The 13,238-nt window shown below is 38.3% G+C and carries 11 protein-coding genes; 7 read left to right on the forward strand and 4 right to left on the reverse strand.

All coding sequences use genetic code 11. From position 1 onward, the window contains the following. The first annotated feature begins 378 nt into the window (after nt 1-378). Complete coding sequence (locus J3455_RS03010; RefSeq protein WP_294090288.1) at nt 379-1,416, forward strand: flavin reductase family protein; 1,038 nt, start codon at nt 379-381, stop codon at nt 1,414-1,416. After that, the gene (locus tag J3455_RS03015; protein ID WP_294090291.1) at nt 1,413-2,474 is read left to right on the forward strand and encodes a fatty acid desaturase family protein; all 1,062 of its coding nucleotides are present in this window, start codon (nt 1,413-1,415) and stop codon (nt 2,472-2,474) included. Before J3455_RS03010 ends, J3455_RS03015 begins: the two co-directional genes overlap by 4 nt. Nucleotides 2,475-2,781: 307 nt before the next feature. Here J3455_RS03015 and J3455_RS03020 read toward each other — a convergent pair whose 3' ends face one another. Next, a complete protein-coding gene (locus J3455_RS03020) occupies nt 2,782-3,636 on the reverse strand; it encodes a DUF417 family protein (protein ID WP_130052866.1) in 855 nt (284 codons plus the stop codon). 274 nt (nt 3,637-3,910) lie between these two features. Here J3455_RS03020 and J3455_RS03025 point away from each other — a divergent pair, with 274 nt between their 5' ends. The 5 genes from J3455_RS03025 to J3455_RS03045 all read left to right on the forward strand — a co-directional run bounded on the left by J3455_RS03025 (nt 3,911) and on the right by J3455_RS03045 (nt 7,571). Further along, nucleotides 3,911-4,741: an AraC family transcriptional regulator gene (locus J3455_RS03025; RefSeq protein ID WP_286260756.1), complete on the forward strand. Its 831-nt coding sequence runs from the start codon at nt 3,911-3,913 to the stop codon at nt 4,739-4,741. A 26-nt stretch (nt 4,742-4,767) separates the two neighbouring features. Beyond that, the gene (locus J3455_RS03030) at nt 4,768-5,370 is read left to right on the forward strand and encodes a LysE family translocator (RefSeq protein ID WP_294090300.1); all 603 of its coding nucleotides are present in this window, start codon (nt 4,768-4,770) and stop codon (nt 5,368-5,370) included. A gap of 62 nt (nt 5,371-5,432) precedes the next feature. Continuing rightward, a complete protein-coding gene (locus tag J3455_RS03035; RefSeq protein WP_349561028.1) occupies nt 5,433-6,140 on the forward strand; it encodes a helix-turn-helix domain-containing protein in 708 nt (235 codons plus the stop codon). A gap of 98 nt (nt 6,141-6,238) precedes the next feature. Further along, nucleotides 6,239-7,159, forward strand: a complete 921-nt coding sequence (locus J3455_RS03040; RefSeq protein ID WP_349561029.1) for a DMT family transporter — start codon at nt 6,239-6,241, stop codon at nt 7,157-7,159. Between the two features lies 1 nt (nt 7,160). Further along, nucleotides 7,161-7,571, forward strand: a complete 411-nt coding sequence (locus J3455_RS03045; protein WP_130052871.1) for an Rrf2 family transcriptional regulator — start codon at nt 7,161-7,163, stop codon at nt 7,569-7,571. Between the two features lie 55 nt (nt 7,572-7,626). On the opposite strand, the gene J3455_RS03050 is transcribed toward J3455_RS03045, so the two are convergent. From J3455_RS03050 to J3455_RS03060, 3 genes are all read right to left on the reverse strand, one after another. Continuing rightward, a complete protein-coding gene (locus tag J3455_RS03050; RefSeq protein ID WP_349561031.1) occupies nt 7,627-10,476 on the reverse strand; it encodes an EAL domain-containing protein in 2,850 nt (949 codons plus the stop codon). A 6-nt stretch (nt 10,477-10,482) separates the two neighbouring features. Beyond that, nucleotides 10,483-12,039 carry a methyl-accepting chemotaxis protein gene (locus J3455_RS03055; RefSeq protein ID WP_349561033.1) on the reverse strand — a complete coding sequence of 519 codons (1,557 nt, stop codon included), beginning with the start codon at nt 12,037-12,039 and terminating at the stop codon, nt 10,483-10,485. A gap of 111 nt (nt 12,040-12,150) precedes the next feature. After that, nucleotides 12,151-13,143 (reverse strand): cyclic di-GMP phosphodiesterase, encoded by a 993-nt coding sequence (locus J3455_RS03060; protein ID WP_130052874.1) that lies wholly within the window; start codon nt 13,141-13,143, stop codon nt 12,151-12,153. Nucleotides 13,144-13,238: the final 95 nt, after the last annotated feature.

Below are 13,238 nucleotides of genomic sequence, written 5' to 3' on the forward strand. Positions count from 1 at the left end.
CTCCCAATACAATGAATCCCCTCATCTTACACCTCAATCTGTAAATTAAGCTTTGCCCCAATGTCGGTGGCAGAGCTACAAACTAAAACGGTTAAAGTCTTTCTCAATTAATAGCCGAAAATACTTCTTTGTAAAAGAACTCAAGGCTTCTTTTCTAGATACATGCCAACTCGGGTTAGCTCTATCAAGCATATAGCAATGAATTTAAATGAAAAACTAGCAATTTTCTCAACTCTTTTTATTAAGTTTAAATTCTCAAAAGTTGGATTTCCCCGCCAATTTAGAGCTAACACTCAAATTAGACTTGAAATTATCTTTTTTCAGCTTACACTTGTACGCCTAGTGAGCGTACACTTGTAAGCTAAAGGCAAAAAAAGAATGTTATTAAATTCATTATCAAAACATTTATTGCATCATCAATCTTGGTCAGGATACTGGGAACCTGTGCTCCAGTGCTTTAAACCTGGCTGGCGCGATGGGTATTTTCGCGCACAACTAAAACATGTACACGTGTTTGCTGAACAAAGCATCGAGCTGATTATTGAGCCAGAAAAAGCATGGCCAAATCATCAAGCAGGCCAGCATATTGCGTTAACAATACAAACGAACGGGCGACTACTGACTCGCGTGTTTACCATCGCAAGCGAACCAAAATTGGCAAAGCAAGAGCGACAAATTCGTTTATTGATCCGCAGCCAAGAGATTGGCGCATTTACGTCAAAGCTAGCAAATTTGAAGCCTGGACAATGGCTTAATATCTCTGAGCCTAAAGGCCAGTTTGTTATGCCAAATACCGCGCGCTCTATAATTATGCTTGCCGGTGGCTCTGGCATTACGCCATTTATAGCCATGCTTAAGTCTTTACCGGCTGATAGCAAACAAACCATTACCCTGCTTTATTACGCAAAGTCGAACAGCCACTGGCTTAAAGATGAGCTTGAACAACTAAAACAATCACTGAGCAATTTTGATTATCACTTACTTGAGCGCAGCAAAGACGGCGATGCGACGACATGGCTGACAACAAACGCGCATAAACACTGGTTAGTCTGCGGCCCAGCTGCTTTATATAAGCAAGCTGCCGCTTTAACTAAGCAATTAAATACGCCTATCGACAGTGAGCATTTCAGTGCAGTCCCTGCTGTTTTAGCAACCCCTGATAAGCACGAACTAACACTCACTCATCAGGGCAAAACATTCACTATTGATAACCAACAAACCTTACTTACTCACTTACAAGCGAATAAGCAACCTGTGACAGTTGGCTGTGGTATGGGAATTTGCCATCAATGCCAATGCGTTAAAAAGCAAGGCATCGTGCGTGATATTCGCACCGGCGAGCTCTCTGATAGCTCAGAGCAGTTAATTCAACTTTGTATATCGCAACCGGTCAGTGACGTGGAGTTATCAGCATGAAGACAACAAAAACAGTCAATTTTGAAAAATTAGCAGCTCAACTCGATAGCGTTAAAGCAGATATAAAATCGAAACTGGGTGAGCAAGATGCGAAATACATTCGCCGCGTTATTGTTTGCCAGCGTGTGTTTGAATGGAGTGGCCGTATTCTCTTAATGCTAGGCTTTATTCAGCCTGCTTTATGGATAGTCGGTGTGCTTAGTTTAGCCACTGCAAAAATTCTCGATAACATGGAAATTGGCCATAATGTGATGCACGGCCAATATGACTGGATGAATGATAAACACATAAATTCAAAGTCTTACGAGTGGGATATAGCGTGCGATGGTTCAAGTTGGAACCGCGTTCACAACTACGAGCACCACACCTATACAAATATTATTGGTAAAGATCGTGACTTCGGCTATGGATTACTGCGTTTATCTAATGACTTTCGTTGGCGGGTAAAAAACCTGTGGCAATTTATCACTTACCTATTGCTAAGCGTGCTGTTCCAATGGGGTGTGTCGTACCATGAAATGGCTGCCGAGCGGGTATTTTTCGGTAAGAAAAAAGATAACCGTGATTACACGGTATCGCATAGCGAACTCAAAAAACGCTTTTTTAGTAAAGGAGCACGCCAGTTAGTGAAAGACTACCTGCTTTTCCCTCTGATTGCCGGCCCTTTATTTTTGTGGGTTTTAACGGGTAACCTAGCCGCAAATTTATTACGTAACCTCTGGACCTCTACGATTATCTTTTGCGGGCATTTCACCGGTGAAGTTGAAACATTTAAACAGCAAGACTGCGAAAATGAATCGCAAGGCCAGTGGTATTACCGCCAAGCGTTAGGCTCATCAAATATCAAAGGGGGTAACCTGTTTCATGTAATGACAGGACATTTGAGCTATCAAATAGAACATCACTTGTTCCCTGATTTACCTGCAAAACGTTATCGTGAGATTGCTCCTAAGGTGCAAGCTATCTTTAAAGAGCACGGCATCAATTACAATACAGGCGGCTTCTTTCGCCAGTACTTTTCTGTTGTAAAACGGATTGTGCGCTACTCTTTTCCGTAATTTCAAAAACGCCAGTGCATTGCACTGGCGTTTTTATTTTTAATATCATGGTAAGGAATTAACTTTAAAAATAGGTTCATTAATTTCTAACTGTAATTCATCATCTGCTGCTTGTTCCGCGAAAGTTAAAGCTGTATTTGCAAAGTTTAGCGCTTGGGCCTAATCAGGCTTCTCTAAGTAGTTTTCTGCAATCGCAAAATTAATAGATGCATCTTATGGGGTGGCAGACAAACAACTCGTGAAGTTGCTCCACAGTGGGATCTTGGTAATTAATCCTAAACTATGGTTAAAGTGAGGCCTATCTAAATTATTGTGCTATTTCATTAGTTGTATTATTGATTACCGCTAGGTGATAAATAATCACTAAGTTCGCAATAAACCACAGATCTTTAATCACAAATTGACCAAGTCCAGCTAAAACCGTCGTACTGCTAAGCGCATTCGGCGCGGTAACTAAAAATGTTTGCGTCATAATAAAAACAGCGCAACAGGAAAGCCCTGCCAACACTATTAACTTGTTATTTTTGAGTAATAAGCCAACACAAAGCAACAGCACACTAACAATGTCAAACACGCCAATCGCATTCGATGCGCCCTGCACACTAAAAACCTGATACAACCACGACATGAATGGTGATGTTTCAACAAGCGTTACAATCCCCTTTGCCTCAAAAGCAAAAAACTTCATTGCGCCTATCCAAACCAGCACTAAAGCCACTGAAGCATAATTCAAGGTAATATGCGCTTTATCACTTAAAGCATCTTTGTAAAACACAAATAAAAATAGCGGAATTACAGCAAAATACTTAATGATCCCCTGCCCTGAACCAATCACAGGAAAGCCCCCTTCACTTGCAAGCCAACGATTAGCGCCAAACAACGTAATCAAACAGATCAGTGATATAGCAAATGCAGTGATGGTCGGAAGTGCCCTATTAATAAACCCTAAATGAGAATGAAGGCTGGTAATGCCAACAAAGCAAAATGCAAAGCCTGCGATCATACTCATGATGTGAGCTGGCACCTGAGAGTCTAATTTATAAAACGAAAAGATACTGCCAATGGCATTGGGGTTTGCTCCCAAGATAAATGACAAACCCAATAGCGAAAAACTGATGGTGATAAGTGCAATCACTAAATTATTTGATGTACGTAAATTCATACAAACCCCTTTCTACTGATTGTTTAAAAGACCATAGTTAGGGATAAAAACATTCACACTAAAATAAAATATAAGAAAAGTCTGAGAAGAGATTTGTATAAGCAATTGAAAAATCGATATAAGCATCACTGCTATTTGCCGTTATTTGCTGTTAATTAGGCAAAAATAAATCTCTTTAATTCAATATCAGCAATTTTGTTCAAGTTTTAAGGTTGCTTGCTTCGCTATATTGGCGTAGGAATAATAACGAAGCGCACAACCTTCAGGAGCATCTGTGAGCAAAGACAATCACTTTAAGTACATCAACAACGAACAGCATCAGAGCATCTCGATGTTGACTGCGACTATGAGTGATTTTACATATGCAAAGCATGCTCACGAAGAGTATTCAATTGGCATTACACTACAGGGACGACAAGATTTCTTTTGTCGAAATGCGTTTTATAAAAGCGTACCTGGCAATATTATTTTGTTTAACCCTGAAGATATTCACGATGGCCACTCTGGCACAGAACAAAACCTAGAGTATCTAATGCTGTACATTCATCCTGATGAATTTCAGCCTTTGTTTAAAGCGCTAGGGTATAAGCAAGATTGTACATTACGTATGGCAAACACCTTGTATGCAGATCCATTACTGCGTAATCAAGTGATTAACTTATCTAGGCTTTTACAAACCAATAGCACGAACAAAATAGAGCGAGAAGCTGCACTATTGCAAATGGCGCAGTCTTTAGTCAGGCTCAACGGCAGCCTTGATTTACCGACTTTAAGCACCCGAGTTGATAGCTTACTGCTGAGAGCAAAAGACTATATTTTGGCAAATATCGACAATGACATTTCTATTGATGACATTGCCCATGCAGCCACTATGTCGAAGTTTCATTTTATCCGCCGCTTTCGCGAGCACTTCGGTATTACTCCACATCAATATGTTTTGAACTGTCGTATTAATTATGCCCGTAGAGCGTTACAAGTTGGCCGCGATGCCACCAGCGTAGCGGTTGAATCAGGCTTTGCAGATGCCAGTCACCTCAATCGTAACTTCAAACGAGTATTCGGTATGACACCAAAACAATTTCAACTGCAATGGGCTCGAAGATAGAGCTAAACTACTGATTTGGAGCTGTTATGGCAGATATTTTTGCATATGCTATTGGCATTATGTACACCCCTGGGCCAATCAATTTACTCGGTTTAAGCAGTGGCTTAAATAAACAAACACGTTCACACCTTGGGTTTTTTATCGGCGTAGGTAGCGCGATGTTTATCTTATTTGTGCTGCTTGGCTACCTTGGCTTACAAATGATAAATCCGCAGTTTTTGCCTTATGTGAGCTTAATTGGTTGCGGCTATATTTTGTATATTGCTTGGAAGGTCGCAAAAGCAAAAGTACAGGTGAGTGATACCTCAGCGGATGCCTCACTTAGCTTTTTCGATGGCCTGTTTATGCAACTTTTAAATCCAAAAGCGCTGGTAGCTACTTTGCCAATTGCTACGATTCAGTTCCCAAGCGCGGATATTACCGGAGCTGCAATCGTATTTTGGTCTTTTATTTTAGCCATCCTTGCCTTTGGTGCTCCTACAAGTTACTCGCTAGCGGGCTTAGTGCTTGGCAAACAAGTATCACGGCCGGGTGTTTTTAATGTGTTTAATAAACTAATGGCTGTTTTGTTAGTTTATGTCGCACTAATGATTGCCTACGAGCATGTACTTACACCTTTATTGGCATAAAATTGATCATCCTTAGCAAACAGGCATAATAGCGTTATTCTCCAAATGGTTATTACAAAACGATGCAAGGCAACCTATCAATCCGTTCATACAGTACTAAGCCTGTTAGTCATAGCCATGACTATCATCAACTTGTACTGCCCTTAAAGGGAGTGATAGCCATTAGTGTGGGTGATTTTCAAGGTAAAGTCGCCCCGGGTGAATGCGTGGTTGTCAAAGCCACGCAAGTGCATCTTTTTACCGCCATGCCAAAGGCTCGATTTGTTGTGGCCGATATGCCAAAGCTACCGGATAACCTTGCCACCGCTGAGCGCTGCGTGTTTGCTATTAATCAATCACTTTGGGCATTTTTGCAGTTTGTGGCAAAGCAACTTGAGCAAGCGGTTAATCGTGAGTTAGAACTTGCCATGTTTAACACCTTCAATTTGCTGTTAGCTGAGCAAATTATGCAGCCTAAGGTCGACAGCCGTATTAGCGAGGCATTGCTTTATATTGACAGTCACTTAGGTACTCCTCTTCAAATCAAACACCTTGCCAGCATTGCCTGTTTAAGCCCAACGCAATTCAAACTGCTGTTTAAGCAACAAACCGGATTGACTGTCATGAACTATGTAACTAAACAACGAATGGAAAAAGCACAAGCCTTGCTGAGTCATACCGACTACCCGTTACAGCGTATTAGTGAGTTAGTAGGTTTCAATGAGCTTTCCTCTTTTAGCCGCAGTTTTTCAAAGTACTTTGGCTTATCTCCAAGCAAATTCAAAAAGTAACTTTAGTTTTTAACGCCTACAAAACCGTCCTTTTTGTCAAAACTTTTGCGCCGATATTTATTATGCTTTTTATACCTTAAATTCAAAGCGAATCATCGATGAACCACGCTATCGCTACAATTGCCGTGTTAGTTGCCAGTGTGTTTTGGGGCACAACAGGCACTGCCGCAAGTTTTGCGCCAGACATTAGCCCTTTTGCAATTGGTGCTTTTGCAATGGGGTTTGGCGGCGTACTACTTTGCCTAACCGCAATAAAACAACTGATAGATGATGCTAATAAACTGAGTCAACATTACCGCCTAATCCTATTAGGTTCAGCTTGTGTGGCTATTTATCCGCTGGCATTTTATACCTCAATGAATAGTGCCGGTGTGGCAATAGGCACCGTTGTCTCGATTGCCAGCGCACCTTTATTTACCGTCTTATTGGAATACTTAATTGACAAAAATCCCATTTCAACTCGCTGGCTAGTCAGCTTTTGCTTTGGTGCAGTAGGCATAGGCTTAATCGCGTTAGGTAAAGAGTCAAACTCTGCTGCAGAGGGGTTGTTTAGCCAAAACATCGGGATTTTACTTGGCTTAATTGCAGGGCTTACCTATGCCGGTTATTCATGGGTTGCCAAGCGTTTAATTAGCAACGGCGTTCATTCAAGAGCGACCATGGCTAGCCTATTTGGTGGCGCAGCCTGTGTACTCCTGCCATCATTATTAATTACAGGGGATACGCTGTTTGCCACAATTACCAATATCAGCGTGGCGCTATACATGGCCATAGTGCCGATGTTTTTAGGTTATTGGCTATTTAGTATTGGCTTAAAAACCATCACTGCCAGCCAAGCCGTACTCATTACTTTGCTTGAGCCTATCATCGCCACCATACTTGCTATTGTGATCTTACATGAACAATTTCAGCAAATTGGCTGGCTTGGGATTGGCTTAGTGAGCATTAGTTTGGTAATTCAAACGGTCAATATTAAGCAGTTCGTGGTACACTGCAAAAAACGCATTTTGACGATTTAACATGAGAAAAGACAGCCGACTATCGCGGGTTTTACATGTGCTGATCCATTTAGACAGTTACAGCCAACCTGTCACATCAGAGACATTAGCAAACATGTTAATGACCAATCCTGTGGTCGTGCGCCGTACTATGGCATTACTACGTCAAGCAGGTTATGTATCAGCTATTAAAGGTCACAATGGCGGCTGGCTACTTGCAACTCCCTTAACTGAGATCACCTTATTTGATATTCACCAAGCACTTGGCGAAAAGAACCTATTTGTTATAGGTCTAACCGATGAGCACAGCAATTGCCCTATCGAACATGCAGTAAATAGCGCCATACAAAACGCGATGGATGACGCAGAATCGCTATTATTAAAACGATTTGCTGAAGTTTCTCTTGCAGAGCTTGCCAGTCAATTTCAATAATCCTGCTTTAGAGTATTTGACGATTTCACAAACTCGTAGGTCAAATTCATAGAAATTAATTCAAGAGTATTGGTTTACCAAACAAGTACCCTTGAAAATACTGGCAACCAGAGTATTTTAGATAAATAAATTGCTCTTCAGTTTCTACTCCTTCAGCAATAACATTCTTGCCTAACCCATCAGCTAAGGTCAATATTGCTTTTACAACTGATGCATCTTCAATGCTAGTCAGCATTTTATCAATGAAGGACTTATCAATTTTCAACGTATCAATTGGGAATCGAGTCAAGTAACTTAATGACGAGTAGCCTGTTCCAAAATCATCCAAGGAAAGCTTAATACCTATCGCTCTAAGTTTGTTCATCCGTTTAATTAGTCGTTCCGTTCCCATTAAAATTACTCCCTCAGTTAATTCTAATTTTAAGCGTGAAGGTGATATCAAATATCTTCCTATAACCTCAAATACTTGTTCCACAAACTGTGGATCCTGAAATTGTAATGAACTCACATTAACTGCAACACTACTATTACCTTGTATTTTACCGTCTCTCATATCTTTACATACTTGCTCGAGTACCCATAAGCCAATACGATTGATTTGTTTCGACTCCTCAGCAACAGGAATGAATATATCTGGTGAAATACTGCCAAGTAACGAGCTATCCCAACGAAGTAATGCTTCATAACCAACTAAAGATTCTTCAGTGTCATGAATTGGCTGATATAAAACTTTTAATTCATTTCTTGGAATTGCATTAAGTAAACCTTGAGTTATTTCGTTCAGTTCCAAAATCGACGCTTGTAATTTTGGATCATAAAAGCTAACTGTATTTTTACCTTTTTCCTTAGAGTGGTACATTGCAATATCGGCTTCTTTAAGGGCTTCAGATAAATCAAAATCGTGATTTTTAAAAATTGTCACACCGATACTTGGTGTGGTATTCACTTCAAATCCATCTAAGAAGAAACTTTGCGAAATAACACTACGTACATTTTGTGCAAAAGTATCAATTAAAAGGAAATCACTGTCGCTTGCGTATTTTGGTTCATCTAACAAAATGACAAATTCATCCCCCCCTAATCTGGCGACTAAGTTCGGAGAAAAGACAATTCCTTCCAAGCGTCGAGATACCTCTTTAAGTAATAAATCACCCACACCGTGGCCTAATGTATCATTGACCATTTTAAAATTATCTAGGTCTATTAAAAGTAAAGCATAATATTGTTCCGATGCTTTTAGCTTCAAGCTTTTTGCTTTATCTTTCAGGTGACGCCTATTAGGTAAATTAGTCAGTTCATCATACATAGCTAACCTATGTACATTTTGCTCTGCAAGTTTCCGATCAGTAATATCGGCACGAATAGCAATATACTTTTGTGGTTTATTATTATCGCCCATAAAAGGGACTATTGTAGAGTTTACCCAATATAAGCTGCCATCTTTAGCGCGATTGCATACTTCCCCAGACCAAACTTGACCACTACGAATTGTTTTCCACATCCCCTTAAAAAAACTAGGCGGATGAGTTCCTGAGTTAACTAACGAATGAGTTTTCCCAATAAGCTCAGCTTTTGAATATTGTGAAATATTACAAAACTTTTCATTAACGCATGTAATAACTCCTTGACTATCGGTGGTCGCAACTATTGCATGTTGATCTAGTGCTTTTTTTAATTCAGCTCGACTTCTATTAAGTTCCTCATTTTCTTTTTCAGCAAGTTTTACCTCAGTAATATCTTCAATCAAACAAAGTAAGCTTAACACCTCACCTGCTGAATTCTTTTCCGGTATAGCAATAATATTTCTATATAGCTGTGAGCCATCAAAGGCTAAGTGATTCAATGAAAATCTAATTTGCTCACCTTGACATACCTTTATCAAATAAGGCATTACTTTATCTACAATATCTTGTGGAAAAATATCTTGAATACGCTGATCTCTAGATGTTTTATCTAAGTAATAATATGTATCTAGGGCATTCTTATTAAAGTAACTTAATTTAAAATCGATACTAAGTCTTAGTACTCCTATACCCATATTATCTAGTATGTTATTCAACTCTTGTTTCTTCTTTGATGCATATGCTTCTGACTGCCCAGCTAGAAAATATGGGTAAGAAACTCCTTCAATAAAAATACTTTTGTAGATAAGCAGCGCACTAACTAATTTGATCAAATGTGCAATTACAAGGTAACTGTCAGATAGGGATTGATAATGAGTCACTAATAATGAAAATAACGCCATACACATAGAGGATAACGTAAAATAAAAATATCTTCGTTTACCCTCATTTGAATACTTTCCATAGAACAGCATCGCAACAATGACATACCCCACGAGTAGGAAATACTCTATTACTTCTTTTGTATTTGTTACTCCCTTGCCTTCTATAAAGAATAAAGGAAGGTATGACTCGTATAAATTTCCACAAGACATTAACACTAAAGATACGATACCACCTGAGCATAACCAAAGAAGTTTTTTACCTGGCAGCAAAATTGATACAGCAATAGCAGCAAATGTAATTAACTCAAATGTTCGAGCGAGTATAGAAAAAAAGATTGACTTTTGGCTCGAGCTTTCAGAGATAAATGCAGGCATACCAGAGAATGAAATGGCATTCATGTAATCCATTATTACAATAACACTAAAGCCAAAAATAATAATATTACTCTGTTCAATATAGCGCCCGTCAAGCCTCTGAAATTCAAGTAATACGATCGATGAAAACACAAATATAGGCAATAGCTCTAATGTAAGGTGAAGTACTATTCCACCTTTTTGTGGAATGATATTTATTTGTTCCAATCCCCAAAAGCTCAATAAAAAGAACATAATAAGTATCGATATTGATTTAAGATGACCGTTCTTTTCCTTCTGAAGTTCAAAAGCAAGATTAAACATAATTTGTTACCTTTTAAACCTAACGACCAATTCGTGTAATTCATTCGATACTGCTTGTAATTTAGCTATCGACTGGGAAACTTTATCTGCATTTGTAACTCCAACATTTGCTAATTCTGAAATATTCACAATTTGATGGTTTATATCTTCAGCAACATGAACTTGTTGCTCAACAGCGGCGGACATCTGGGTAGACATATGAGCGATTTGATCAACAGCGACGACTATGCCATCAAGCATCTTAGCGTTATCATTCACATTGCATACTCCATGCTTTGCTTCATCATTGCCCAACTTAGCCTTTTCTTCAGCACTACTCGCCTTAATTATTAAGTTGTGAATAATATCGTAGATTTCTTTTGTAGAAGACTGTGTTCTCTGGGCTAGTGTTCTAACTTCATCTGCAACAACAGCAAATCCACGCCCTTGTTCACCTGCTCTTGCTGCTTCTATAGCAGCATTCAGTGCAAGTAAATTTGTTTGATCCGCAATTTGCTCAATTAATTGGGCTGCATTTGAGATACGCTCAGTTTGAATTGAAACGTCTGTAATAGACTCTCCTATTTGTGACACTGTATTTTGTAATTGGTTAATCGAAGTCATTGTGACTTCTGAAAAACGCTTACCAGAAGTTGATAATTTGGAAGCAGTATCAGCCTGATTAGCCGTTTCGGAAATATGCCGTGCCACCTCAGCAATCGTTGTGGTCATTTGATTCATGGCCGTAGCAACTTGAATTGTTTCTGATTGCTGGTTTTGCAACTCACTACATGTTTGCTCAGTAAGTATAAGGCAACTATGAGACTCTTCCGATACAGCCAAGGCCGCATTTTCTATTCTAGTCAAAATAGCACCTAAATGAGCAAATTGACTTATTATTGCGACTTCTAACTTGCCTGAGTCTCCTGATTTATTCGTGTAAGTTTTTACGGCTAAATCATCTTTAAAACTACTTCCAAGCTTTTCCAACAAGTCATTGACTATCCGACGTCTAGATTTTATTGAACAAAAAAAGTTAATAGTAAAACTTAATATAAATAAAGTAATAGCAAGATGTTTATGCTCAATATAATTTAATAAAATTGCGAGAATAAAAACAAAAAAAGTTGTAATTTCACAATAGTAATTATTTAAATTACTTTTAGAAGTAGAATTCGCATGCCTAAGTTTTGGATAAATTTTTTGTGCACGCATAACATCTTCTTGCTTAGGGCAAGAACGAACTGATTCATAACCGGTTATTACCCCTTCATGGCAAATGGGGGTTACATATGCGTCTACCCAATAAAAGCGGCCGTCTTTACATCGATTTTTAACTAAGCCCATCCATGGCTTGCCATCCTTTAGATATTTCCACATGTTTTTGAATGCAACCTCGGGCATATCAGGGTGCCTAACAATATTGTGAGGTTGCCCAATTAATTCACTTTTATCAAAACCACTTATTTCAACAAAGTGATCATTACAATCAACAATGTTGCCATTAACATCCGTGACTGATATTAATTTTTTTGATTCTGGAAATGTTATTTCTATATTACTTACAGGCAAATTACTTCGCATAAAATGAGTACCATTTTAATCTCAAAGAACAGTTAAAATTTAAAAGTACCTTTATAGAGAATGTAGGTTATTAACTTCTATGAAATTTAAAAAGAGGAGGAAATTAAGTACTTATAAAAACCAAAGGCATTTAGCTATACTTACCTTATCAACAACTGACTGAACCGGAGGTATATTTTTACCGACTTTCACTTTGCCATTATTTAAGTCTTCATTAATAAAAACATGTGACTTATCTCGCAGTTCAACTTGAATTCCTTTCGGATACAGCCGAATGAAGTTTATAAACTTTGCAGTTAGAATATGATCAAACTTTCCAATTTGCGCAGAGTGGTAAATTGTCTCAATTGCGTTTACTCGAGAAAACTCTTCTCGATAATGACGCTTAGATGTTAAGGCAACATATGTGTCAATAATACGGATTATACGTGCTTCAAGTGGGATTTCAGACTTTATTAAGCCATAAGGGTAACCTGAGCCATCACAGTTTTCATGATGACACTTAATAATTTTAATTACATTCTGCTCTACACCTTGAGAGATTAAAGCTTTACAACCGAGTTCAACGTGCTCATGAATGCTTTTGAGCCCTTTAGCTGATAACTGTTTCTCATGTTTATAATCGAAATTAATTAAAGACATACCAATGTCTTTTAAAAAGGCTGACTTTGCAAATGGAATGAGTTTATCTTTTCTTAATCGAATTTCTTTAGAGAACAAAGCTATTAATACTAATAATCTCACTGATTCTCTAAACGTTTGAGAGTCTTCACTAATTTTTTCATAAATAACCCCAAGCTGACTAGCATCGTTTAAAACAAATAAAACAATATTCGCTACAGCTTTAGTTATTGACTTATTGTCTAATACTTGTGATTGTTTACAGTCTTCGACTGCAACTTTTAGGATAGATAAACCTTTACCTAACTCAGTGATGGATTTTTCTTCAGAAACATATAAAGCCCCCTCAAATTGCTTGAGTTTGTATTTATCTTGTTCTGATTTTATTTTTACTTTACTTGTTAAAAAAGGCGTTTTAAGCCAATGTTTATTGACCCTAACTTGCATACCTTTTTTTAATTGATTGGATTCAACTTTTTTCAATTTAAGTAACCTTGTAATAAAACAATACTAGTTACTTGCCGTCTTCCCACTGACAACTCATCCTTTATGGCGTGAATGTTACTTAAAAAATTTAT

The organism is Pseudoalteromonas sp. NFXS39 (assembly GCF_040148775.1).
In the GTDB taxonomy this organism is placed as follows: Bacteria; Pseudomonadota; Gammaproteobacteria; order Enterobacterales; family Alteromonadaceae; genus Pseudoalteromonas; species Pseudoalteromonas apostichopi.